The organism is Nocardia ninae NBRC 108245, assembly GCF_007990755.1.
In the GTDB taxonomy this organism is placed as follows: Bacteria; Actinomycetota; Actinomycetes; order Mycobacteriales; family Mycobacteriaceae; genus Nocardia; species Nocardia ninae.
Genome location: NZ_BJXA01000046.1, coordinates 1 through 24,482, shown reverse-complemented (window position 1 = coordinate 24,482; position 24,482 = coordinate 1). Strand labels below are relative to the sequence as shown.

Below are 24,482 nucleotides of genomic sequence, written 5' to 3'. Positions count from 1 at the left end.
TCGTAGAAGCATGAACAGTGCGCATCGCAACCCGCTGAACCGCGGCGGTCAACCGATTCACGATGTCATCACCGCACAGGGCCTACGCCGGACCTATGGGCACGGCAAGGACACCTTCGAGGCGGTCAAAGGGGTAGACCTGCGGGTCGCCGAGGGGGAGGTGTTCGCGTTGCTCGGCACGAACGGTGCCGGTAAGACGTCGACGCTCGACATGCTGGAGGGGCTTGCCGCGCCATCGGCCGGTGTCGTAGAGGTTTTCGGCCTCGACCCGCGCCGGGACCGCGCACAGGTCCGCGCGCAGGTCGGCATCATGTTGCAGTCCGGTGGGCTGCCCGCCGAGCTGACCGTGCGCGAAACACTGGAGATGTGGCGCGGGACGTGTACCGACCCGACGACCGCCGATATCGTTCTCGCACAGGTGGATCTGGCCGATCGGTCCGACGTTCGGGTCGGTTCGCTGTCGGGTGGTGAGCAGCGCCGAGTCGATATGGCGTGTGCCCTGCTCGGTCAGCCTCGGCTGCTTTTCCTCGACGAGCCGACCACCGGCCTCGACCCGGAAAGTCGCCGTGGCACTTGGCGATTGCTCGCCGACCTCAAGGCCTCGGGCGTGACCATGGTGCTCACGACGCACTACCTGGATGAGGCGGAAGCACTGGCCGACCGGATCAGCATCATGCACAAGGGCGAAGTCGCGCGCACCGGCACACTGCGCGAGATCGTCGACGGTCACCCGGCGCGGATCGTGTTCGACCATCCCGGCCTGCCGTTGCCGCAGCTGCGGGACGCGCGGGTCGACGCGCAGGCCCGCGTCACCGTCGACACCTATGACCTGCAAGGGCATTTGTTCGAGCTGCTCGGCTGGGCGCGTGAGCACGGCCTGCAACTGGGCGGGCTCGAAGCCCGCGCCGCCTCCCTGGAATCGGTCTTCCTGGACGTCGCCAACGAGCCGGTCGCCGCGCCGACGACCACCCCTGAATTGATCGGAGCAACTCGATGACCACCATCGCTGCCACCCCCTTTCGCCGCCGCCCGCTCGCCGCGCTCGCCAAGGCCGAGTACTTGCAGTTCCGGCGGAACAAGACGCTGGTCTACATGGCGCTGTTCTTTCCGATCGGCATCTCGCTGGCCATGTACTTCATCGCCACCAAGGACACCGCACCCACGAGCGCGACCGCGGCGATGACGTTCGAGCTGATCGCGTTGGTCGCGCTGCTGTTCGTGCAGTACTACTCGGTGCTGTCCATGGTCACCACGCGTCGCAGCGAGGGTGTGTTGAAACGGTTGCGCACCGGCGAGGCCGCCGACTGGCAGATCCAGACCGCGCCTGCCGTGCCCGGTGCGCTGGTGACAGTGGCCTCCGTGCTCGTGGTCGCGGCGGTGGTTTACGGCACGGGTGCGCCCGCTCCCGTCAACCCGGTGGCGATAGTGGTTGCCCTGGTCGGCGGAATCGTCCTGTTCTCCCTGCTCGCACTCGCGACCAGCGCGGTGACCAAAAACGCTGAGGCCGCCCAGATCACCTCACTACCCGTGATGACGGTCGCGATGCTCGGCCTCGCGTCCATCCGGAAGGTGCTACCCGACCGCTTGGGCGACCTGGCCGACTGGACGCCCTTCGCGGCCATCTCCGACCTCGTCTCCCTCGGCGCGTCCGGTAGGCACGCCACCGCCGCCACCACCGACGTGGCGCTCGACTTCGCGGGCACCTTCACCGAACTCGGCCGCCCGTTTGCCACACTGGCGCTATGGACCGTCCTGGCGTTCGCGCTGACCCGCAAGAGCTTCCGCTGGGACGACCGCGGTTGAGCAACTTGACCGCCTGGTGGCACCGGCTGTCGGGCCCGGCGAAGTTCCGGGTCTACAGCCGGGTCGCGCTGCAACTGGGACTCGCCACGGTGATCGTCGTCATGGCGATCACCGCGGGCTTGTCGTGGTCGACGGTCGGGATCGTGGTCGGCGGTATCGCCGCCATCGTCGCGGTCGAGGTGCAACCCGAGTTCGCCAGGTCGTCGTCCGGAGTGGTGTTGCGTCGATGGGCGCTGCCCGCCGCCGCCGTGACACTGGCGGCGGTGTGGCTCGCCGGTGTCGTGGTCGCCAGGCTGGCCACCGGTGCGTCGACCGTCGAGCAAGCGCGGCTGACCGGCGTTTATGCCGTGGTACTCGCCATGTTCGCCGTCGTGCCGTTCTTCCGGCACAAAGTTTGGATCGTGCTCGGACTCAGCGTCGCCACCGGACTCGCCTTCGGTACGTCGCCGGTGACGGCGCTGGGCACGGCGGCGGGGACCTGCCTTTTCGGCGGCTTCGTCCTCGGCACGACGCTGCTCACGGTGTGGGGTCTGCGGATCGTCGAAGAGCTGGACCGCGCGAAGGGGGTCGAAACCGAATTGCAGGTGGCCGAGGAGCGGCTGCGTTTCGCGCGGGACCTGCACGACATCGTCGGTCGCGGTTTCTCGGCGATCGCGGTGAAAAGTGAACTGGCAGCGGTGTTGTCGCGGTCCGGGCACGCCGAGCGCGCGGCCGCCGAGATGGACGAGGTCAAGACGCTCGCCGTCGAATCGATGGGGCAGATGCGCGAACTGGTTCGCGGTTACCGAGGGATCGACCTGATGACCGAGGTCGCGGGGGCGCGGTCGCTGCTGTCGGCGGTGGGGTGCCGGCTCGTTGTCGAGGGCGATCCGGCCAAGGTGCCTGCGCGGTTCCATGAGGTCGCCGCGTGGGTGGTGCGGGAGGGCACCACGAATATCGTCGAGCATTCGGCGGCGACCTCGGCGGTGCTCACGCTCGGCGACGCGGGGATGTCGTTGCGCAACGACTGCCCGCACGGTCCAGCAGGCGAGCGGTCCGGGCTGCGTGGTCTCGCCGAGCGGCTCGCTCCCCTCGGTGCGTCCCTCGATGTCCGTGCGTCATCCGACCAGTTCATCCTCGAAATTCATTGGGAGAACAAATGATTCCGGTGTTCCTGGCCGATGACGAAACGCTCATCCGAGCCGCCATGGCGACCATGCTCGACCTCGAGGCCGACATCGAGGTGGTCGACCACGTCGGCTCCGGCGAGGAGCTCGTCGCCGCGTGGCGGCGCCGGGTCGACGAGCCGCTCGCGGTGGCCGTCATCGACCTGCAGATGCCCGGCATGGACGGTATCGAGACCGCCGTGGCACTTCAGCAACTCACCCCCGGCGCAGGCACGTTGATCGTCACCAGCCACGGCCGGCCCGGCTATCTCAAACGAGCCCTCGCCGCGGGCGTGCGCGGCTTCCTACCCAAGACCGCCTCGGCCGCCACCCTGGCCGAAGTGATCCGCACCGTCCACAACGGCGGCCGCTACGTCGACCCCGAACTGGCCGCCGAAGCCATCAGCGCAGGCGACACCGTCCTCACCGCCCGCGAGGCCGACGTCCTCGAATACGCGATCGACGGCGCCTCCGTCGACGACATCGCCAGACGCGCCCACCTCTCACCCGGCACCACCCGCAACTACCTGTCCTCGGCAATGGCGAAGCTGGGTGTCGCGAACCGATACGAGGCGGCGCTCAAAGCCCGTGAGAAAGGCTGGATCTAGCCAGCGGTCGAAACTCCCTGCATGGCAACGACTTATAACGCCTCCGCAGCTCCTAGACTGTTGCGGTGACAGTGGCAGTGTGGGTCAAAGTCTTCGATGGCATCGTCCTCTCCACAGACTCGGCGACCACTTTGGCGCACCCCCTCGGTGAGCAGGTCTACAACAACGCCGACAAGATCTTCAATCTGCATCGGGCGCTACCTGTCGCAGCGATGACGTGGGGTCTGGGTCATATCGGCCCAGCGAGTATCTCGACGTTGTCCAAAGACGCTTCGGCTGCGCCTGATGGGTCGAGACCCTGGCTATCTCAGCTGGCAGGTCGACGTCGACAGTTACACGGTCGAACAGATCGCGCTGCAGGCAGCGGAAATGTTCGCCACTGCGGCTCGTGAGGCTGCGTTGTCGCGGATACCGGGAGAGATGGGATACCTGATCGCCGGGTACTCTGCGGGTTCGGATCAGGCCGAAGCATGGCTGCTGAAATTCCACGACACGACGATGCATCCGGTACCGGTACTCGAATTGGATACGAACGAGACCGGGTTCCGCGCCTATGCCAAACCAGCCGCAGTCGAGCGGCTGTTCAACGGCTACGACGCTCGTCTCGAAGCTGCTCTGAAGGGCAAGATCGACGTGGCCTCGCACCCCGAGATCGCCAAGATTCTGTCCGCTCAGGCCATGGATCCGGTGCCGGCGGGGATGCCGTTGCCGGACGCGATCGCGTTGGCGCGTTTCATGGTGCAAATCACGGCAGGCTTCAGTCGTTTCAAGCTTGGGCCCGATACAGTGGGAGGACCGGTCGAGGTAGCCTCCATCAACCTGCACGAAGGTTTTCGGTGGATCGCTCGCAAGCACTACTTCACCGCTGAGCTCAACCAAGGAGAGCCGTCATGATCCGTCTGAAGCGAGGCGAGGACCATACCGCCGCCAATGAGGGACGGCAGTCGGTCTTTCAGTCGGGTGGGCAGACCAAGCAGATGCCGGCCCGCCCCAAGGTCACTCCCAGCCAGCCGAAGACCAGCAAGAAAGACCGCTAGCGCAGCGTTTTCCGCGACGCCGTCGGGTGGTGCCGGTTCGTTTGGGCTGCTACCAGAGCTCCTACAGCAGGTGGTCGGGGGTGATGGGGAGGGTGCGGGGGCGGGTTCCGGTGGCGTGGTGGATGGCGTTGGCTATTGCGGCGGCGGCGCCTACTATGCCGATTTCGCCTGCGCCGCGGGAACCCATGGGGTTGGTGTGGGGGTCGGGGTCGTCCAGCCAGCGGGCTTCGATGTTGCCTATGTCGGCGTGGGAGCTGACGTGGTAGGTGGCCAGATCTTGGGTGACGACGTGGCCGTAGCGGGGGTCGCGGACGCTGTCCTCGTGCAGGGCCATGGAGAGGCCCCAGGTCATGCCGCCGATGAGTTGGGAGCGCAGCATGCGGGGGTTGATGGCGCGGCCGATCGAGAAGACGCCGAGCATTCTGGGCACGCGGATCTCGCCGGTGTCCCGGTTCACCCACGTTTCGGCGAATTGGGCGCCGAAGGAGTGCATGGCGAAGTTGTCGGTGTCGGGGTTCTCGTCGGCCTCGACGGTGACGTCCGCGCCCGGGGCCGGGGCGGTGCCGTGTTTGTCGCGGAAAGCTCGTGCGGCCGTGACGATCGCGGTGCCCCACGAGGTGATGCCGGAGGAGCCGCCAGCGACCGACGCGGCGGGCAGGTCGGTGTCGCCTATCTGTAGCCGGATCGAATCGGTGGCACAGCCGAGGGCGTCGGCGGCGATCTGGGTGAGCGAGGTCCAGGTGCCGGTGCCGATGTCGGCGGCGCCGATCTGGACGAGGTAGCTGTCGTCGGCGGTGAACTCGATGCGGGCCGCGTTTCCCGGGGATGCGGTCGCGGGATAGGTGGACGCGGCGACGCCGGTGCCGATGAGCCACTCGCCGCTGCGCCGCACGCCCGGCGCGGGATCGCGTGCGGCCCAATCGAACTCGGCGGCACCGCGACGCAGGCATTCGATCAGATGGCGGCCGGACCATGGTTTGCCCGACTCCGGATCGGCATCGGGCTCGTTGCGGATGCGCAGTTCGATCGGGTCGAGGGCGCAGGCGACGGCGAGTTCGTCCAGCGCGACCTCGGCGGCGAACATGCCGGGCGCCTCGCCGGGCGCGCGCATCCAAAAGGGCACGGGCACATCGAGGGCGGCGAGGCGGTGGGACGTCCGACGGTTCGAGACCCGGTACATCATCCGCGACGAGACCGCGGTTTGCTCGGCGAATTCCTTGATGCGCGAGGTCTGTTCGATGACGTCGTGGGCGAGCGCGGTCAGTTTTCCGTTCTTGTCCGCGCCCAGCCGGATGCGCTGGATGGTCGGGGTTCGGTAGCCGACCAGCGCGAACATCTGCTGGCGGGTGAGCGCCAGCTTGACCGGTCGGCCGCCGCTGCGTTGCGCGGCGAGCAGTGCGAGAACGTTGTGGGCATGCGGGGCGCCTTTGGACCCGAAGCCGCCGCCGACGTGTGGCGCGATCACCCGCAGTTGGTGAGGCTCCAGTCCGAACAGCGGTGCGAGGGTGGTGCGGACGGTATGCACGCCCTGGGTCGAGTCGTAGAGGGTGACCCGCGGTCCATCGTCGCCCTCCGGATGCCAGATGGCGATGCACGCGTGCGGTTCCAGCGGGTTGTTGTGTTCGATCGGCGTGGTGTAGGTCTGGTCGATGGTCACCTCGGCGGCGGCCAGTGCGGCATCGACGTCGCCGACTTCGGTGTCCGTCGGAAATGACGAGCTGACTTCCTCCGGTGCGTACAGATCAGTGCGGTCGCCGCGGAACTCGACCTCGGCCTGCCGTCGCTGATAAGTCACCTCGACCAAAGACGCGGCGTGCCTGGCGATTTCGGGCGTCTCGGCGATCACCGCACCGATCAATTGGCCGCGGAAGTGAACGTCGCTGTCCTGCAGGATGGTCAGTTCTCCGTCGGAGGTATCCGCCAGTTTCGGCGCGTCGAAGACGGTGAGCACGGCGACGACTCCGTCGAGCCGGGTGGCCGCGGTGATATCCATGGCGCTCACTCGGCCGCGCGCGATGGTTGCCTGCACCGGATGGAGATACGTCGGGTGGTCCACCTGATGTTCGAACGCATACGGTGCGGTGCCGGTGACTTTCGCGGGGCCGTCGAGACGAGTGGGCGAGGTGCCCATCGCCGTCGCTTCGATGAGAGTCATGAGTGTACCTGCTCTCCGGTGGTGGGCTCGGTGAGCGACCGCAGCGTCGCGACCAGTGTGCGGCGGGCCAGCTCGACCTTGAATTCGTTGCCCTCCAACGGTTTTGCCTGAGCTAGTTCGGATTCCGCTGCTGCCTCGAAGGTTTCCTCGGTCACGGGGGAGCCCTGGAGAACCGCCTCGGCTTCGCGGGCTCGCCACGGCTTGTGCGCGACACCGCCGAATGCGACACGCGCAGAGGCGATTTTCCCGTTCTCGGTGCGGGTCAGTTCGGCGGCGACGGAGACGAGGGCGAAGGCGTACGAGGCCCGATCGCGCACCTTTCGATAGGTCGACCGTGCCCCGGTGGGTGGGGCGGGCAACTCCACCGCGGTGATCAGCTGGCCGTGAGTGAGGACTGTGTCGAGTTCGGGGCGGTCACCGGGCAGTCGATGGAACTCGGTGAGCGGTATCCGTGATTCGCCGTTGCCGCCCGTCACCACGACCTTCGCGTCCAGTGCGGACATCGCCACCGCCATGTCCGAAGGATGTACGGCCACACAGTGTTCCGACGCACCCAGGACCGCGTGGTAGCGGACGTAGCCGCCGATCGCGGCGCAACCGGAACCCGGCTCGCGTTTGTTGCAGGGCGTTGTGACGTCTTGGAAATACACACATCTGGTCCGCTGCAACAGATTTCCGCCGGTGGTCGCCAGGTTCCGCAGCTGCCCCGACGCACCCGACAGTAGGGCGCGCGATAGGGCGGGGAACCGAGAGCGAACCAGTGGGTGCACTGCCAGGTCGGTGTTGCGTACACCCGCTCCGATCCGCAGGCCGCCGTCCGGCAGTTCGGTGATCTCGTTCAGCGGCAGGTGCCCGATGTCGACGAGCAGTGACGGCGCGGCCACGCCGAGCTTCATATGGTCGACCAGGTTCGTGCCACCCGCGAGAAACACCGCCTCGGGCCGGTCCGCGACCGCCGCGACCGCGTCCTCGACGGTGCCGGCCCGCCGATATTCGAAGGGGATCATGCCGACGCCGCCTGCCGGATCGCCGCGAGAATATTGGGATATGCGGCGCACCGGCACAGATTCCCGCTCATCCGTTCCCGGATCTCGGTGTCGGTCAGTTCCGGCTCCGCGTCGAGGTCCTCGGTGACGAAACTGGGTTGCCCGGCCGCCACCTCATCGAGCATGCCGACCGCCGAACACACTTGGCCGGGCGTGCAATACCCGCACTGGAAGCCGTCCTGCTCGATGAAGGCCTGCTGGACGGGGTGCAGATCGTCACCGGCCGCGAGTCCCGCCGCGGTGACGACGGTAGCGCCGTTCTGGGCGACCGCGAAGGTCAAGCAGGTGGTGGCGCGGCGCCCGTCCAGCAGCACCGTGCACGACCCGCACTGACCGTGATCGCACCCCTTCTTCGGTGCGGTCACGCCGAGATTTTCGCGCAACGCGTCCAGCAGGGTGGTGCGGTTGTCGACTCGCACTGCGTGCCGCACACCGTCGACCTCGAGGTGGATCTCCGAATGGCTCCTGGCAGGTTCCATGATCGCGGGATATCCCCGCGGGCACCGCTTAATCAGTTCGGTGGGCGTCGGACTCGGTTGCCTACCTCGAACCCGACCTGCATCGGGTCACGCCGGTCGTGCGTCGCTATCCTCCGTCGGCCCGGCGACCCGCTGATCTGCCTTGATCAACGGCGGAGGGGAACGCCGTACCGTAATAGGACAGCCTGTGACCTATTGATCGAGGAGGATGGGCTCATGCGCGATCCCTCTGGCCGGTTGTTGCGACTGCTGTCGTTGCTCCAGTCGCCGCGCGACTGGACCGGTGTCGAGCTGGGAGAGCGCCTCGGGGTGAGTCCGCGCACGATTCGTCGTGATATCGAGCGGCTGCGTGAGCTGGGCTATCCGGTGGACGCTACGCAGGGGAATGTCGGTGGTTACCGGCTCGCGGCGGGGGCGGCGATGCCGCCGTTGGTCCTCGACGACGAGGAAGCCCTGGCCATCGCGATCGGACTGCGCACCGCCGCCACGGCGGGGATCGTCGGTATCGAGGATGCCTCGCTGCGGGCCATCGCCAAACTCGAACAGGTGCTGCCGTCCCGGTTGCGGGCGCGGTTGACCGCACTGTCGCAGACCGCGGTGGTGGCGTCGACGGCGGACGGTCCGTGGGCGGACCCGGAGATTCTCGCGGTGCTCGCGAGTTGCTGTGCCGCACAGGAGAAGATCCGATTCGCGTATCGCCGAGCCGAGGGCGCGACCAGTAAACGTCTGGTCGAACCACATCAGGTCGTCGCGGCCGGTCGCCGCTGGTACCTGATCGCCTTCGACAACGATCGTGCCGACTGGCGCACCTTCCGCGTCGACCGCTTGGCCGACATCCATCGGACCGGCGTGCGAGTTCCGCAGCGGGAACTGCCCGGTGGCGTCGACGCGGCCGACTGGCTCACGCGCTCGCTGAGTGCCGCAGCCGGTTCCACTCGAGCCCGGGTCCGGTTGCCGATGCCGATCGAGCAGGCAGCGGCCCGGATACCGGCGCGCAACGGCTTGCTCGAACCCATCGACGACCACACCTGCCTGCTCACCACGTACCCCGACGCGCCCGAATACCTCGCTCGCGCAATCGTTTTGCTGCCCGTCGACTACGTTGTGCTCGACCCGCCTGCGGTAATAGCGGAATTGCGGGCGCTCGCCGAACGCGCTACCAGCGCGCTCGCGTGAAACCGATGTCGTGATCTGAACCTCACCCCAGTTTTATAGGTCCTTCGATGACCTATTGGTTTCCTACCGTGGCCGAGTAAGGCAAACAACGGAGTAACCAGGAGGAATAATGGGGTTCTTGTCCCCGGGCCAGGTCGTCTGGTTCGAAATCGGCACTCGCGACGCCACCGCCGCCGAAAAGTTCTACGCCGAACTCTTCGGCTGGAGTTTCGAACTCGATCCGGACTCGTCGATCGATGGTCGCCGCTACATTCGTATCCTCGCACCGTCCGCGCCGTGGCCGATGGGCGCTATCCACGAAAACCCTTCCGGTGGTGAACAACTCAATCTTTCCCTGCTGTCCGCCGATGTCGCTGCCGACACCGAACGACTCAGCGGGCTCGGCGCCGAGGTGCTCGTGCCACCGACGCGGGTCGCGGAGGTGACCTGGTTCGCGGTACTGGCCGACCCACTGGGCAACCCGTTCTCACTGTTCTCTCGCACCGAAAGCGCGAACTTGAAAGACCGGGCCGAGGCCGCCGAGCAATATATGACCGAGTCGTCGGACGCTCCGCCGCCGGGCTCGATGGCCTGGTTCGAGGTCGGCACCACCGATGCCGAAACCACCTGCGACTTCTACGCGCGGGCGTTCGGCTGGCGCTTCGAGTTCGACGAATCCGCCAGCGGGAAGCCGTATTACAACGTCTTCACCGGCACGGATTATCCGGCGGGTGGGCTCTACGACCATGGTGCAGACGGCCCGGACTACCTGATGCCCTGCTTCCTCGCCGATGATGTGCAGGCGCAGACCCGCTTCGCCGAAAAACTCGGCGCGACAGTCGAATACGGGCCTGCTTCGAATCCGGATGGTCCCGTGCACGCGCGCATCGCCGATCCCGCCGGCAACCGTTTCGGTCTCTTCTCCACATCCACCCAAGCCTGAGTCAAGGAGCCATTCAATGAAGATCGCCTTGTTGGGCACCGGATTCGGGCAAGCCCACGCCGCGGTATACGCCGCCCGGGACGACGTCGAGGTCGTCGTGTTCGGCCGCACCCCGGCGGCGCTGGACCGCATCCACGACAGTCACGGCTTTTCCACCACTACCGATCTGGACGGTCTCTACGACGACCCCACTGTCGACCTCATCGACATCTGCCTGCCGACCGCGCTGCACGCTGAGCACGCATTGCGTGCGCTGGCAGCGGGCAAACACGTGCTCTGCGAGCTCCCACTGGCCTTGACCATGTCCGATGCCGAGCAGGTGGCCGCAGCGGCCGAGGCCGGCGATCGCCAAGTGTTCGTGGACATGTTCGACCGATTCGGCCCCGCCAACAGACTTCTGTTCGATGCCGTACACGCGGGCACCTACGGCAGGCTGGTAGCGCTGGAACTCGACATGCACACCGCATTGCGGTGGCCCGGTTACGACCTCCGCCTCGACTCCATCGCCCTGGATGTCATGCACGGTGACCTCGACATCGTCACCCAGCTGCTCGGCGTCCCGGAATCGGTATCTACGGCGGGAGTCTCCGGCGGGCAACGAGGTTCGGCCGCACACGCGGTTCTCACCTATCCGGCCGCGACAGCTCGAGTGAGCGCGTCAGCGTTGATGCCGGACGCGTACGGCTCGCGTGGCGGCTGCCGCGCGACCTTCACCGACGGCGTCCTGGAACATTACTTCGGCGAGGTCGGCGAGGATGGCGAGGACGCCACGGTCGTCGAGTACACCGCCGCGGGGCGACGCGTATTGACCGCTCAGGGCTCCGGCAGCTACACCGCGATGATCGAGCACGTCCTGGCGTGCTTGCGTGGTGAGGCCGACAATCGCATCGCGCTGTCGAGCGTGCTCGACGCCCTCGCGCTCACCCTCGATATCCACCACGCGATCCAGTCGGAGCCGAGGTCCGGACCGGTCAGCTGACCGGGATGATCGCGCAGGTGGTCCAGCTCAGGGGCGGACGGCGGTGGTCAGGCGGGCCAGCGTAGGTAACGAGAGAGGGGTGTCGGAGGTCGGTTCGGTCTTGTGGCCCACCGAGTCGAGGTAGTCGGACAGGGTGATCCCGGTGGCGTACCAGTCGTGCGCGGCGAACCATTCCACGGCGTCGCTGCGCTGCTCGTTGTAGATCAACTGTGCCCAGTCGATCCAGCTGTGCGGGGCGGAGTCGGGATCCTCGAGCAGCGCGGTGTGGGCCTGGTCGGGGAGGGGGTCCAGTTCTTCGATGGCGATGCGGCTGCCGGGGGCGCTGGTTCGGTCGACAGCGGCGAACAGTTGATCGACGGCGGCGGCGGGGAGGTAGGGGAGTAGCCCTTCGGCGAGCCAGGCGGTCGGGGCGGCTGAATCGAAGCCCTTCTCGTCCAATGCTTTCGGCCAGTTCTCGCGCAGATCCACCGGCACCTCGCGGCGGTCGGCGCGTGGCTTGTCGCCGTGGGCGGCCAGTGTCTGCCGCTTGAACTCCAGCACCTGCGGGCGGTCGAGTTCGTAGACGACCGTGCCGTCGGGCCAGGGTAGGCGGTAGGCGCGGGCGTCGAGGCCTGCGGCCAGGATGACGATCTGGCGCACGCCCGCGGCGACGGCGGCCGCGAAATAGTCGTCGAAGTATTTGGTGCGTGCGGCCTGGAAGGTTTGGAAGGGCACGCCGAAGTCGGGGTCGAGGAGCGAATGCTCGGCCGTCTTGCCGTCGAGCAGATCGGCCCACTCCGGTCCCGCGGCGCGCACGAAGACCTCGGCGAGCGGATCGACGGCCAGCGGATCGGGGCCGCGCGCGGCCAGGGCGCGAGCTGCGGCGACGAACAGTGCCGTGGACCCGACGCTGGTGTTGATGTCCCAGGTATCTCCCTCGGTACGCACGATCGCCAACCTACCTGCCATCTGGAACTATTGCACCAACTCGTCGGTTTCTTTACGCCGCTGCGGCGGTTTCGCGCTGCCGGATCGCCGGGGTGGGCCAGCGGCGGTGGTCGGCGTCGATGACGTAGGTGTGGGTGTGCCGGTAGAAGCGGTCGTCCACGCGGACGGCGTCGGCGAGGCGGGCCGGGTCGATGGTGCCGATTTCGTGCAGGTGGGTCACCACCTCGGGGTCGTGGCGCGGCCACATCCGCAGTGCCACAGTGATTCCCACACCCGCAAGGGCCGTGAGGGTTACCCACGTGGCGGTGAAACCGGCGGCGGTGGTGAGCCATCCGGCGATCGGGTAGGTGATCAGCCAGGCCAGATGCGACAGCGAGAACTGTGCCGCGAAGAGCGCGGGCCGGTCGGCGGGTTGCGACGAGCGCCGCAGGACCTGGCCGATCGGCGTGAGGATTGCGGCGGTACCCGCACCGATCACTGCCCATACCGCGATCGCGGCGGTCCAGCGCCAGTCGCCGCTGCCCGCGGTCGACAGCGCGGTGCCCGACCCGAGACCGAGGAGCAGCGTTGCCGCACCCGCGAGCATCACCGGCCGTGCGCCGATCCGATCCAGGACGCCGGGCAAGGCCAATGCGATCACCATGGTCCCGAACCCGTTGGCGGCCAATAGCATCGCCACGCCGGATTGCGTCCCGCCGAGGGTGTCGCGGACGTAGTTCACGGTGTTGACCGTGATCACCGATCCGGCGGCCGCGACCACGAGGTTGAGGCCGAGCAGACCGCGCAGCCGGGGCGTCGCGGCGAAGATCCGCATGCCCACCGTGCTGCGTTCTCGGAAGGAGCCCGGTGTGCCTGCGGTCGCGTTCGGGATGCGGGTGGCGAGCACCAGCGCGGCCGAGACGACGAATCCGATTGCCGTGCCGACGAACAGCCAGTGGAAGCTGATCACCGCCAATGCGGCCGCGGCGAGCATGGGGCTCAGGAGTGTTTCCATGGTCGCGGCCGTTTGGGCCGCAGAGAGCGCGCGGGTGTATTCGCGCTCGTCGGGCAGGATATCGGGGATGATCGCCTGATAGGTGGAAGTGAAAGCGGCAGAGGCGGTTTGCAGCAGGGCGATCAGCAGATAGATCTGCCACACCTGGTCGATGAACGGCAATGCCAGCACCACCACGGCTCGAATCCCGTTGAGCGACACTAGAAATAGCCGACGGGGGAAGCGGTCGGCGTAAGCGGCCACCACCGGTGCGACGGTGACGTAGACCAGCATCTTGATGGTCAGGGCGGTGCCGAGCACGGCCGCCGCGTTACCGCCGGCGAGCTCGTAAGCGAGCAAACCCAATGCGACGGTGGTCAATCCGGTACCGAAGAGCGCGGACAGCTGAGCGGTGAACAGTTTCAGATAGTCACGGTGCGCGAACAGGGTGGAGTTCATGGACGTGGAACGCATGGTAAACACTTCCTCGAATCAGGTGGGGTGGGTCACGGCGGCCGGGACAGCAGCACTCGCACATGACGAAGTCCTTTCTGAGCAAGGGATGGGCGGGTCGAATACCCGCCCACGCGAAACGATTTCAGGGGTCAGACGGCGGTCGCGGTGAACGCGGCGGTGCGCACGACATCACCGTGCTTGAAATCCAAGAACAGCCGGTAGGTTCCGGGCCCGGGGACGACGGTGTGGAACGCGACGTCCGGGCCAGGCGCGGTAACCCCGTCGCCGGGTGCACCGTTCGGGTGCACGTGCACGTAGGCCAGATCGCCGGCGCGGATGACGACCAGGTGACCGTAGGCGGCCAAGTAGGGCTGCAAGTCTGTGACCGGTTCGCCGTCTCTGCGCACGGTGAGGGTGAGCAGTCGTCCCTCGTCCGGGACCAGTTCGCCGTCGAGGGTCACTTCGTACCCGTCCCCCAGCGCGGTGCGCACGGGCGCCGGGGTCGGGCGCGGCTCGTATGCGCCCGCGACAGCGAGATCCGCGCCGAGGGTGATGGTCTTACCGAGCGCTCGCGGTGCGATATCGGTGAAGACGCGATACATGCCAGCGGCGGGGAGGTTCAGGCGCACGGCCCACGTCCCGTCGGCGGCGAGTTCGGGATGCACGTGCCAGAAGCCGGTCAGTTCGCGCTGCACCACGATCAGGTGCAGTTCGCGATCGTGGATGGCGGTGTACTCGGTGACCGGCTCGCCGTCCGGGCCGAGGATGCGGAACCGGAAGTCGATAGCGCCGGGTGTGGCGATCGGCTCGAGGAGTTGCAGGGTGTAGCCGTCCTGGGTGATGAGCAGTCCGCCGGGCAGTCCACCGCCGTGTGCGGCGTGGGCGGCCGGAGTCCCGTGTCCGGCGTGGTCGAGCGGAGCCGCATGTGCGGTGTGCTCACCATGCCCGGCGTGGGCAGCCGGAGTTCCGTGCTCCCCGTGTCCGGTGTGTGCGCCGTGGTGATCGGTGTGGGTCGGTGTGGTCATCGTCTCGTCCTCTCGGATCTTGTTCTTGCTACCGAGAAACATATACCCCTGGGGGGTATCGAATCAACCCGAAGGAACATGACACACCTCACACTCCCGCAGCGGCATTGCGGATGTGTGAAACCGTTTGTCCCGGAAGGCGATAACTGCTGGCCCGCCAGTAGTAGCCGATGGCACTGCGGGATCCCGCAGTGGCGCAGATCGCCGCGCCGCCAGGCACACTCGACCGGCGCAACAGCCGATCCGGTGGTAAAACTGCTGCACGCAAAGGAATTCGCTATAAGTCCTGGCTGGTGCTTACTATTGCCAGAGCTGACAGGCCGAAAACCGGCCGACCACGCGGTGTCTCGGACTCGGACGGCGAGGATGGACGCGCCGAGCCGGAGGTGCGCACCGTGCGATCGAACAGTGCTGTAAAGATGAGGATGCCGACGTAGCAGCGAGACGGCGGTAGCGGGTCGGGTCGGTGCTCATGCCGACCGATGCCCCGCACGACAGAAACTGGTGGAGGGCGTTGAGGTGTTGAGGTGTTGACCGCGCGGCTACGTGCTCCGGCCGAGCTGTCGGAGGGGGCGCGTCAGCGAGACCGCCGGTCGTGGTTGGCGCTGTCGGCAGCGTTACTGGGCGGTGCGGTACTGCTCGGCTGGCGGGCCAGCGCCTACGGCAACTGGATAGTCGATGACGCAGGCATCACCTTCGCCTATGCGCGCAGCGGCGCCGAGGGTCTCGGCCCGGTGCTGCAGCCCGGCGCACCGTCGGTGGAAGGGTTCTCCAATCCCACCTGGCTGCTCGTGCTGGTGGTGGGCAAATGGCTCGGCTTGTTCGACCGGGGCTCTCTCTTCGGCGTCCCCGACTACGTCCTCTTTCCCAAGGCGTTCGCCCTGCTCTGCTGCGTGGGGATCCTCGCCGCCTGCTATGTCGCCGCCCGCCGGGTCTCGCGGTGGCCTGCGGTGATCACCTTTTTGACCGCGGCTGTGCTCGCCGCGATCCCGTCCTTCGTCATCTGGTGCTTCTCCGGCCTGGAGAACTCGCTGTTCGCGCTGGCGGTATGCGTGTTGGCGGTGCACCTGTTCCTGGCGGTGCTCGACGATCGATTGTGGACGCCCTCGGTGGCGGTGATAGCCGGTGGGCTGGCCGCGTTCGCCGCGTTGACCAGACCCGACGGCCTCATCTACCTAGCCGCGTACCCGGCGGTCTCGCTGATCCTGGTGCGCCGCGCGACATTGCCCGCCGCCCTCCGATGTGGGTTGTATTCGGCACTCGCATTCGCGGTCCCCTTCGGGGCCTACTTGCTGTGGCGGATTGCCGAATTCGGCAGGCTGGTGCCGAACACTGCGGTGGCGAAACATCAGGCGACGCCGACTGTGCACGACCTGACCAGGGCAGGCGACCTGGTGCAATACGCGGGCGCACCCGCAGTGATCGTGGCCATCGGCGTGGTCGGTCTGACCCTCGCGCCGTCGAGTAAATGGCGCGACGGCGCGGTCGCATTGCTGGCACCGCTGGCGTTGGCAGTAATCGCCTATTGCGTGCTGCAACCGGACTGGATGGCGCAATTCCGGTTCGCCACCCCGGTGTGGGCGCTGGGTGCGTTCGTTGTCGTCCTCTCGGCGGGGGAGCTGCTGGAACGGTTGCGCACACGTGGCCGGGTCCTGGTCGTGCTGACGCTGATCGGTGCCATGATCCCGTCCGGCGTCGCGTTCGCCGATGCCGGCGAGTCGTACCGCGCCGACGCGGATGTGCCGCTGTGCTGGATCGCCATGCGCTTCGGACGCCTCTTCAACGGCTACGCGGACATCGCAGGCGTCCAGCAGGGCAGCTTGTTCGCGCCCGATATGGGTGGCACGTCGCTGACCTCACGCCTGGAACTGATCGACATGGCCGGGCTCGTCGAAGCGCGGATCGCGGACATCTACGCGGGCAACGACTCCACCGACCTCAGCGACTACATCTTCGAGGACCGCAAACCCACCTTCATCCATTCGCACGGGATCTGGCTACCCAACGAGATCACCTTCGACGCGCGAATCAACCGCGACTACTACCAGATTCATCGCTCTCTCGACCCCAACGTGCCGGATGAGGACTGGATCCGCAAAGACGCGGTCCGCGACGAGGCCAAGCTGCAAGAGCTACGCGAGTACGCGGGCAGGGTCCTGCCGACCCTGTTGGCGAAGTCCCAGCAATCGGGCTGTGGACCGACGCTGCGCCGGGGCCAAACTGTCGCGAGCTGACCAGCTCCCTGCTCGATGTCGGTGCGGCGCAATCGTGGCCAGGACTGATTCCGGAGCGGCCGTGACTTGCACAGGCCAAGCATGCATCAATAATGCATCTTTTGGGCGTGGTCGGGTATCTGGCAAGCATGACGTCGATATCGGATCCAAGACTGGACGACGGTAACCCGACTGCGGACGCCTACGACGCGCGCACCGTCGCGGCCGTCGGAAAGCTCACCGAAGCGCTGGAAATCGTCGAAGTGGCGCGCGGTCATCTGTACAACTTCCACCGTCAGACCGGAACCGCGGACTTCGCCATCGAGGAAGCCACTGAGCTGCTCCGCGACGCCGGGCACGACGAATTGGCTGATCAACTCGCGCGAGACCTGGTCGGGCGCAACGTGCTACCGGGTCGCTGGACCTTCCAGGTCGTCGAGGACTACGACGAGACCTACTACCGCTGTGTCCGGGACTGGGAAGAGCGGGCGCGGCAGCTCACCGGCGGCCACCGGCACCTGCACGAGGCCGAACTCAAAAGACAGCGCCGCACCGACGGACGGCGAGCCCACGAGGCCACTCCGGCGGAACGCGCCGAGTAACCGGTCGTGTTGCATCGAGTTTGCATCATTACTGCGCTACGATTTGCGAGCATCCGACGGTAGGAGGCTCGGTGATGAGTAGCTTCGGGCAGGCCACCGAGGGGAGCGGCGGTGACGTGAGCGCGGTGAGTCGGTGAGCAACGATGAGCCGCTGGTCGAGTACACCGTCGGGATGGTGGCCCGCACGCTGGGTGTTCCGGTCGCGACTTTGCGCAGCTGGAACCGGCGATACGGCCTGGGCCCGCCGCAGCATCTGCCGGGTCGGCACCGGCACTACACGCAGACCGATCTGGCGGTGACGGCTCGGATGGTCGACCTGGTGCGTGCGGGCGCGAGCCCGGCGAGCGCTGCCGTGGCCGCCCGCGCGGTGGCGGGTCCGGTGCCGGTGCGCGGTGACATCGTGCCGGTACTGTCGGCGGCTGAGCGGCTCGACCATGCCGAACTGCTCGCCGCGATCACCGCGCACGTCATCCACTACGGCGTCGTCGTGACATGGAACCAGTTGTGCCGCCCCGCTTTCGCGGAGATAGTCCGCAGGCAGCTCGGCGGCGCCGGATTGGTCGATGTGGAGCATCTGCTGTCCTGGGCGGTGACCACCAGCCTGCACCGGGCGGTGCCGTTGTTGCGTAACTCTGCCGATCGGGCGCCGATCGTGCTCGCTTGCACCGGCGGGGAAAGCCATGTGCTCCCGTTGGAAGTGCTGCGTGCCGCGCTGGCCGAGGTCGGGCTGCCCGCGCTGCTGCTCGGCGCGTCCGTGCCCGCAGACGCGTTGGCCGCGGCGCTGGCCAAGCATGAGCGCAGGCCGGTGGTGGTGCTGTGGTCGCAATCGCGCGACACCGCGCATCCGGTTCCGGCGGACCGGTCGCGGGCGGACTGGGTCTTGGCCGGACCTGGGTGGCTGGAGCGAGGGCCATCCAAAGCTGCGGTTCGGGTCAACACCCTCGAGTCGGCCGTGGACGAAGTGCAGCGTGCGGCGGTGTTGGAAGTCCGCTGACCTGTGCTTCCGGCGGGTCGCGCGCAGCACGCCGAATATGTGCATCGTTTTTGAATCATTTGCGGGTAGCATCGTGGGTGACCGGACTGACGATGGCGTCGAAGGGTCTGCGATCGGACGTGAGTCCCGGCGCACGGCGACCGTCGCGGCGGTGCACGAGATCCAATGCGGTCGCCTCGGTGCCGGGGTGCCCGCGCGAGGTGCGGACAAACGGTCCGGATGTGCGGTGATGACAGCGAAGGAAGCTCGGCATGGCTCGATATCTCGTGGCGGTGAGTCCCATACCCGGTCATGTGGCGCCCATGCTCGCCGTCGCGGCGAATCTGCGCCGACGCGGCCATGAGGTGCGGATGCTCACCGGCGCGGCCTTCCGCGACACCATCGCGGCGCAGGGTCTGCCTTGCTCGGTGCTCGCGGCCGACGCGGCAGTGCTGCGGTCTGCCGCACCCGGCGGTACGCCGAACCTGATCCGTCGATGGCGAACCGGGCGCTCGGAGCTGCGCTCGGGTTTCCTCGACCCGATCGTCGCGCAGTTCCGCGCGTTGACAGCCGAGTTGAGCCGGACGGATTACGACGCGGTGCTCGTGGACGGGATGTTCACCGGTGCCGTTCCGCTGCTGCTGGGACCTCGCCCGCGGCCGCCGGTGCTGGCCTGCGGTGTGGTGCCGCTGATGCTGTCGAGCGCGGACACACCACCGTTCGGCATGGGCTGGCAACCGCAACCGGACCGCGACTACACGGCGATGCATCGATTCGTGCGTCAGGTGTTGTTCCGCGACGGCCAACGTCGGTTGACTGCGATCCTGCGCGGGCTCGGTCTCGGGCCCGCGCCGGTTCATCTGTTCGATTGGCCGGTGCTCGCGGACCGGCTGCTCCAGTTCACGGTGCCCGGCTTCGAATATCCGCGGCGCGATCTACCGCCCTCGGTGGTGTTCACCGGCCCGATACCGATCGACAGTCCCAAGGATGCCGCGCTGCCGAGCTGGTGGAGCGAGCTGTCTGGCGCGCGGACCGTCGTCCATGTGACCCAGGGGACCTGGGACAACGCGGATCTCGGCCGGCTGGTCCGGCCCACTCTCACGGCGTTGAGCCGGCGCACGGACGTTCGGGTGGTGGTGTGCACCGGTGGTTCCCGCGACGTGCTCGGTCCGCTGCCGGCGAATGCGTATACCGCCGAGTACGTTCCGTACACCCACCTGCTGCCGCGCGTGGACGTGATGATCACCAACGGTGGCTATGGCGGTGTGCAGCAAGCGCTGCGCCATGGCGTGCCCCTGATCGTCGCGGGCGACACCGCCGACAAACCGGAAGTCGCGGCGCGGGTGGCGTACACGGGTGCGGGCATCGATCTGGGCACCGCGCGGCCGGGCCCCGCCAGGCTGGCTGCAGCAATGGACCGGGTGCTGAGCAACGGCGAATTCCGCGCCGCCGCAACCAGGTTGGGTCAGGACATGGCCAAAGCTTCGCCCTTCGATGTGATCTCGGATGTCCTCGCCGAAGTCGGCGCGGATCGGTCGTTGACCCGGATGTCGGCCTCGCGAAACGGAGAATGCCGGTGAGCACACTGTCTTTCGACCCCGCCCGGACATCGTCGGCGCCGGGGCTCGCCATGGGGTTCGAGCGCTGGCGGGCCGATACCCGCGCGCTGGTCCTCGACGAACTCACCGAATTCTTGCGACGGGTGCGGGTGGCCGAACTCCGCGCCACCGGCGTCCACGACGTGCTGGCCCAATACGCCCTCGGCGGTAAGTGTCTGCGCTCCACCTTCATGTACCTCGGCTGGCTGTGTGCCGCCGAACCCGACCCCGCCGCGTTGCGCGCGTCGGCCAGCTTGGAACTGTTGCACGCCTTCGCATTACTGCAGGACGACGTCATGGACGCCGCCGTCCTGCGGCGCGGATCCGCGGCAGCACACCTGCGCTTGGCCGCACCGCACCGCGGCGGGCCCGCGACACCGCCACGGTTCGGTGAGTCGGCCGCGATCCTGCTCGGTGACATGTGCCTGGTGTGGGCCGAGCAGATGCTGCGCGACAGTGGTGTGGGCGCCGACGAACTGGCCCGGTTATGGCCGCGCTACGACGCGATGCGGGTGGAGCTGGCGATGGGTCAGCTCGCGGATCTGGCCAACGACACGCGGGAACGGCCGACCCTGGACACGGTGCTCGACATCGCCCGCGCGAAATCGGGCAACTACACCGTCCGGCGCCCGCTCGAATTGGGCGCGGCGCTGGCGGGCGCCACCGGGACGACGCTGAAAGCCCTCGGCCACTACGGAACTCGGATCGGCGAGGCCTTCCAGCTGCGCGACGATCTGCTCGGGATCTTCGGGGCAGCTTCGATCACCGGCAAGCCGCAGGACAGCGATCTCGGCCAGCACAAAGCCACCAGCGTGGTCGTCGCGGCGTTGGACATGGCCGAGGCGCACGCGCGACGGGAACTGTCCGAACTGCTCGACCGGCCCGAACTCGACGCCGCGGCGATCGAGCGCTGCCGGATATTGATCGCGGCCTCGGGCGCCGCCGAACGCATCGAAGCCATGATCGCCGACCGGGTCACCGATGCGCTGCTTGCGCTGCGGACCGGCGCGCTCGGCCGCGAGCCGCGGCACGCACTGGAACAGATGGCGCTGCTCTGTACCGCACGGCAGCTGTGACGAGAGGAAGCTGATGCGCACAGTCAAGGGACGTGCCGACCACGTCGTGGTGGTGGGCGCCGGGCTGGCCGGCCTGTCGACCGCGATGCACCTGGCCGGACGCGGGCGGACCGTCACGGTGCTCGAACGCGAATCGGTGCCCGGCGGCCGGATGGGGCGGCTCGATCTGCGTGGCTACCACATCGACACCGGCCCAACGGTATTGACGATGCCCGAGCTGATCGACGAGGTCTTCGCCGCGGTCGGCGAGCGGACCGCGGATCGGCTGGATCTGGTGCCGGTCGATCCGGCCTATCATGCGATCTACGCCGACGGGCGCACTCTCGACGTGCACAGCGACGAAGAGCGAATGGTGCGCGCCATCACCGCATTCGCGGGCGCCGGACAGGCCGCGGGCTACCGCAAGCTACGTGCGTGGCTGAGCCGGCTGTACGCGGTGGAGTTCGACGGCTTCATCGCCTCGAACTTCGAATCACCCCTGTCGATGCTGACCCCCGCGCTGGCCAGGCTGGCCGCGCTGGGCGGATTCCGGCACTGGGACGGCAAGGTCGCCGAGTTCATCACCGACCCGGAGTTGCGGCGGGTGTTCACCTTTCAGTCGCTGTACGCCGGAGTCGCGCCGGACCGGGCGTTGGCTGCCTACGCGGTGATCGCCCACATGGACACCATGGCCGGAGTGTTTTTCCCACGCGGCGGCATACGGGCGGTGCCCGACGCGCTCGCGGCGGCGGCCGAGGCGGCGGGTGTGCGCTTCCGCTACGACACAACGGTGACGGAGTTGGCACGCGAAGGCGGTCGAGTAGTCGCGGTACAAACCGCCCGAGGCGAGCGGATCGACTGTGACGCAGTGGTATTGACGACCGAACGGCATCGTTCCTACGAACTGCTCGGGCATCGCTCGCGGCGTCCGATCGCCGTCCGGCCCGCGCCGTCCGCAGTCGTGCTCCACGTGGGCTGCGCGCGGGAACCGCGAATTCCGCACCACTGCTTGCTGTTCGGCGCGGCATGGCACGAGGCTTTCCGCGACATCATCAAGGAAGGCCGCGTTATGGCGGACCCATCGCTGCTGGTGACGCGGCCGACAGCAGGCGACCCGTCCTTGGCTCCGGAGGGGCGTGATCTGCTCTACATCCTGGCGCCGGTGCCCAACCTCGCGCAGAGCGAGATCGATTGGGCGCAGACCGGACCCGAGTACGCGACCGAAATTCTCGAGCTCGCGCGGCGCAGGCTCGGCGGCACGCTCCTGCGCGACGCCGAGCTGCTGCGGGTGGTCACCCCGGACGACTGGGCGAGCCAGGACATGCTGGCGGGCAGCCCGTTCGCGCTGGCGCACACCTTCGCCCAGACCGGCCCGTTCCGGCCGACCAACATGATTCGCGGTATCGACAACGCGGTGCTCGCGGGTGGATCCACGGTGCCGGGCGTCGGCATCCCACCGGTGTTGATCTCCGGACGGCTTGCCGCCGACCGCATCACCGGGGCCGGGCAACGATCTGTCCGCCCCGCTGGTGCGGCGATGGATCGGACAGCGAAATGACGCGCACCGAGCTGGACGCGGCCGGTATCACCGACCCCGACCTACGACGGTCCTACCACCTTTGCCGCGAGCTCAACGCCGCTCACGGCAAGACCTTCTTCCTCGCGACCAGGCTGCTCGCGCCCGATCAGCGCCCGGCCGTGCACGCGCTCTACGGCTTCGCCCGGCGCGCCGACGACATCCTGGATGAGTTCCAGCCGGAGTTGACCTCTGCTGAGCGGGCGGCCCGATTGCAGGCTCTCGCTGGACAATTCAGCGACGCCGATGCGGCCGGTGATCCGGTGCTGGCCGCGGTGCTGCATACCGCGGACGCCTATCGGATACCTCGCCGCTTGTTCGACGCCTTCCTGGAGTCCATGCGGATGGACTTGTCGGTCACCGACTATCCGAATCGTGCGGCACTGGACCGGTATGTCTACGGGTCGGCGGAGGTGATCGGACTGCAACTGCTGCCGGTGCTCGGCACCACCGAATCGGTGGAGGCCGCCGCACCTTATGCCGCCGCGCTCGGAAAAGCGTTCCAGCTGACCAACTTTCTGCGCGACGTCGATGAGGACCTGGCACGCAACCGCGTCTACTTGCCCGCCGATGAACTGGCGGCGCACGGCGTGGACCGCGAGCTGCTGCTGTGGTGCCGTACGCAGCAACGCGTCGACCCGAAGGTGCGTCGCGCGCTGGCCGAACAGCATGAAATCACCAGGGATATCTATGCTTTCGCGCGCCACGGGATCGACTTGCTCGCGCCGCGCTCGCGTCCCTGCGTGGCCACAGCATTGGTGCTGTACGGGGAGATCCTCGACCGCATCGAAGCCGATGATTTCGAGGTGTTCGGTCGTCGCGCCAGGGTCGGCACCGCGCGCCGCATCAGGGTCGGCGCGACAGGTCTGCTGCGCGCGTGGCAGGCGCGCCGGACGACGGTTCCCAGCCGGTCCGGTTCGGACGCTCCGCACTCGCTCGATGCCGTCGATCATCGTGAGCACGGCTGAGGAGGCCTGATGGATCACTGGCACTACCTGCTCGTTCTGCTCGGCTGCCTCGCTGTGACGGCGCCGCTGGAGTTCCTCGGCCCGGGGGTATACCGGCGGCCCAGGGTACTGCTCGGTGCGCTGTGGCCGGCCGCCGCGCTGTTCGTGGTCTGGGATCTCGTGGCGATCGCCGCGGACGTGTGGGGTTACAACGACCGCTACGTGCTCGGGTTTCGGCTGCCCGGTGAGATGCCGCTCGAGGAGCTGCTGTTCTTTGCCGTCGTGCCGCTGTGCGGCCTGCTCACCTACGTCGCGGTCGGCACGCTGCTCGGTATGGGCCGGCGGTGGTTCGGCAATGCCGAAAAATCGGTCGGCGACGCGAGAAAGGCAGCGGGACGATGAACCTCACCGGAGTGGGATACACGCTGCCCGCCGTCGCGGCGGTGGTCATCGTGTGCCTGGTCGAGCGAATGGTGTTGCGCACCGGCTTGTTCCGGCGCCCGGCCTACTGGCTGACGATGCTGATCGTGCTGGTTTTCCAGATCCTGGTCGATGGATTTCTCACCAAACTCGACGCACCGATCGTGCTGTACAACCCGGAACACATTCTCGGACTGCGCTTTCCATGGGACATCCCGGTGGAGGACTTCCTGTTCGGATTCGCGCTGGTGACCGCCGTCCTGCTGGGCTGGGAGCGCACGCTGCAGCGCCAGGCGAAGGTGCGGCAATGAGCACCGAGTACGGCCGCGATCGGCGGCGCGTGCGCTACCCGGCGACGCCCGGCGTG

General features: G+C 67.4%; 24 protein-coding genes. 18 read left to right on the top strand and 6 right to left on the bottom strand.

Annotated features, from left to right (window positions below):
* Positions 1-10 precede the first annotated feature (10 nt).
* The 6 genes from NN4_RS27800 to NN4_RS45220 all read left to right on the top strand — a co-directional run bounded on the left by NN4_RS27800 (position 11) and on the right by NN4_RS45220 (position 4,593).
* Positions 11-997, top strand: a complete 987-nt coding sequence (locus NN4_RS27800; protein WP_186818668.1) for an ABC transporter ATP-binding protein — start codon at positions 11-13, stop codon at positions 995-997.
* A complete protein-coding gene (locus tag NN4_RS27795) occupies positions 994-1,803 on the top strand; it encodes an ABC transporter permease (RefSeq protein ID WP_147137536.1) in 810 nt (269 codons plus the stop codon). Before NN4_RS27800 ends, NN4_RS27795 begins: the two co-directional genes overlap by 4 nt.
* Complete coding sequence (locus NN4_RS27790) at positions 1,800-2,945, top strand: sensor histidine kinase (protein ID WP_246181122.1); 1,146 nt, start codon at positions 1,800-1,802, stop codon at positions 2,943-2,945. Before NN4_RS27795 ends, NN4_RS27790 begins: the two co-directional genes overlap by 4 nt.
* Positions 2,942-3,556 (top strand): response regulator transcription factor, encoded by a 615-nt coding sequence (locus NN4_RS27785; protein WP_147137533.1) that lies wholly within the window; start codon positions 2,942-2,944, stop codon positions 3,554-3,556. Before NN4_RS27790 ends, NN4_RS27785 begins: the two co-directional genes overlap by 4 nt.
* A 285-nt stretch (positions 3,557-3,841) precedes the next feature.
* Positions 3,842-4,450, top strand: a complete 609-nt coding sequence (locus NN4_RS27780; protein WP_147137531.1) for a hypothetical protein — start codon at positions 3,842-3,844, stop codon at positions 4,448-4,450.
* Entirely contained in the window at positions 4,447-4,593 is a 147-nt protein-coding gene (locus NN4_RS45220; protein ID WP_186818667.1) for a hypothetical protein, read from the top strand. The genes NN4_RS27780 and NN4_RS45220 overlap by 4 nt, the downstream gene beginning before the upstream one ends.
* A gap of 61 nt (positions 4,594-4,654) precedes the next feature.
* On the opposite strand, the gene NN4_RS27775 is transcribed toward NN4_RS45220, so the two are convergent.
* From NN4_RS27775 to NN4_RS27765, 3 genes are read right to left on the bottom strand one after another with little or no spacing between them, the layout of a single operon-like run.
* Positions 4,655-6,748, bottom strand: coding sequence for a xanthine dehydrogenase family protein molybdopterin-binding subunit (locus NN4_RS27775; protein WP_147137528.1), 2,094 nt, complete (start codon positions 6,746-6,748; stop codon positions 4,655-4,657).
* On the bottom strand, positions 6,745-7,755 hold the full coding sequence (locus NN4_RS27770) for an FAD binding domain-containing protein (protein WP_147137525.1): 1,011 nt from the start codon (positions 7,753-7,755) through the stop codon (positions 6,745-6,747). Before NN4_RS27770 ends, NN4_RS27775 begins: the two co-directional genes overlap by 4 nt.
* Complete coding sequence (locus NN4_RS27765) at positions 7,752-8,273, bottom strand: 2Fe-2S iron-sulfur cluster-binding protein (protein ID WP_147137522.1); 522 nt, start codon at positions 8,271-8,273, stop codon at positions 7,752-7,754. The genes NN4_RS27770 and NN4_RS27765 overlap by 4 nt, the downstream gene beginning before the upstream one ends.
* 216 nt (positions 8,274-8,489) lie before the next feature.
* On the opposite strand from NN4_RS27765, the gene NN4_RS27760 reads away from it, so the two are divergent.
* From NN4_RS27760 to NN4_RS27750, 3 genes are all read left to right on the top strand, one after another.
* Complete coding sequence (locus NN4_RS27760; protein ID WP_147137519.1) at positions 8,490-9,449, top strand: helix-turn-helix transcriptional regulator; 960 nt, start codon at positions 8,490-8,492, stop codon at positions 9,447-9,449.
* A 109-nt stretch (positions 9,450-9,558) separates the two neighbouring features.
* Complete coding sequence (locus NN4_RS27755; RefSeq protein ID WP_147137516.1) at positions 9,559-10,371, top strand: VOC family protein; 813 nt, start codon at positions 9,559-9,561, stop codon at positions 10,369-10,371.
* 16 nt (positions 10,372-10,387) lie between these two features.
* The gene (locus NN4_RS27750) at positions 10,388-11,350 is read left to right on the top strand and encodes a Gfo/Idh/MocA family protein (RefSeq protein WP_147137513.1); all 963 of its coding nucleotides are present in this window, start codon (positions 10,388-10,390) and stop codon (positions 11,348-11,350) included.
* Positions 11,351-11,377: 27 nt separating this feature from the next.
* Here NN4_RS27750 and NN4_RS27745 read toward each other — a convergent pair whose 3' ends face one another.
* The 3 genes from NN4_RS27745 to NN4_RS27735 form a co-directional block, all read right to left on the bottom strand.
* Positions 11,378-12,277 carry an SAM-dependent methyltransferase gene (locus NN4_RS27745; RefSeq protein WP_147137510.1) on the bottom strand — a complete coding sequence of 300 codons (900 nt, stop codon included), beginning with the start codon at positions 12,275-12,277 and terminating at the stop codon, positions 11,378-11,380.
* 52 nt (positions 12,278-12,329) lie between these two features.
* Positions 12,330-13,709 carry an MFS transporter gene (locus NN4_RS27740; protein ID WP_147137672.1) on the bottom strand — a complete coding sequence of 460 codons (1,380 nt, stop codon included), beginning with the start codon at positions 13,707-13,709 and terminating at the stop codon, positions 12,330-12,332.
* Positions 13,710-13,855: 146 nt separating this feature from the next.
* The gene (locus NN4_RS27735) at positions 13,856-14,731 is read right to left on the bottom strand and encodes a DUF8832 domain-containing protein (RefSeq protein WP_147137507.1); all 876 of its coding nucleotides are present in this window, start codon (positions 14,729-14,731) and stop codon (positions 13,856-13,858) included.
* Between the two features lie 527 nt (positions 14,732-15,258).
* Between NN4_RS27735 and NN4_RS27730 the strand changes: the two genes are divergently transcribed.
* From NN4_RS27730 to NN4_RS27690, 9 genes are all read left to right on the top strand, one after another.
* Positions 15,259-16,965, top strand: a complete 1,707-nt coding sequence (locus tag NN4_RS27730) for a hypothetical protein (protein ID WP_246181121.1) — start codon at positions 15,259-15,261, stop codon at positions 16,963-16,965.
* A 128-nt stretch (positions 16,966-17,093) separates the two neighbouring features.
* The gene (locus NN4_RS27725; protein WP_222595185.1) at positions 17,094-17,546 is read left to right on the top strand and encodes a hypothetical protein; all 453 of its coding nucleotides are present in this window, start codon (positions 17,094-17,096) and stop codon (positions 17,544-17,546) included.
* A 133-nt stretch (positions 17,547-17,679) separates the two neighbouring features.
* Positions 17,680-18,540: a MerR family transcriptional regulator gene (locus NN4_RS27720; protein ID WP_246181120.1), complete on the top strand. Its 861-nt coding sequence runs from the start codon at positions 17,680-17,682 to the stop codon at positions 18,538-18,540.
* Positions 18,541-18,791: 251 nt separating this feature from the next.
* A complete protein-coding gene (locus tag NN4_RS27715) occupies positions 18,792-20,099 on the top strand; it encodes a glycosyltransferase (RefSeq protein WP_147137504.1) in 1,308 nt (435 codons plus the stop codon).
* Positions 20,090-21,193, top strand: a complete 1,104-nt coding sequence (locus tag NN4_RS27710; protein WP_147137501.1) for a polyprenyl synthetase family protein — start codon at positions 20,090-20,092, stop codon at positions 21,191-21,193. The genes NN4_RS27715 and NN4_RS27710 overlap by 10 nt, the downstream gene beginning before the upstream one ends.
* Positions 21,194-21,206: 13 nt before the next feature.
* Positions 21,207-22,730, top strand: a complete 1,524-nt coding sequence (crtI, locus tag NN4_RS27705; RefSeq protein WP_147137498.1) for a phytoene desaturase family protein — start codon at positions 21,207-21,209, stop codon at positions 22,728-22,730.
* Complete coding sequence (locus tag NN4_RS27700; protein WP_147137495.1) at positions 22,727-23,716, top strand: phytoene/squalene synthase family protein; 990 nt, start codon at positions 22,727-22,729, stop codon at positions 23,714-23,716. The genes crtI and NN4_RS27700 overlap by 4 nt, the downstream gene beginning before the upstream one ends.
* 9 nt (positions 23,717-23,725) lie before the next feature.
* Positions 23,726-24,097 carry a lycopene cyclase domain-containing protein gene (locus tag NN4_RS27695; protein WP_147137492.1) on the top strand — a complete coding sequence of 124 codons (372 nt, stop codon included), beginning with the start codon at positions 23,726-23,728 and terminating at the stop codon, positions 24,095-24,097.
* Positions 24,094-24,426 (top strand): lycopene cyclase domain-containing protein, encoded by a 333-nt coding sequence (locus tag NN4_RS27690; RefSeq protein ID WP_147137489.1) that lies wholly within the window; start codon positions 24,094-24,096, stop codon positions 24,424-24,426. The genes NN4_RS27695 and NN4_RS27690 overlap by 4 nt, the downstream gene beginning before the upstream one ends.
* The last annotated feature ends 56 nt before the right edge of the window (positions 24,427-24,482 follow it).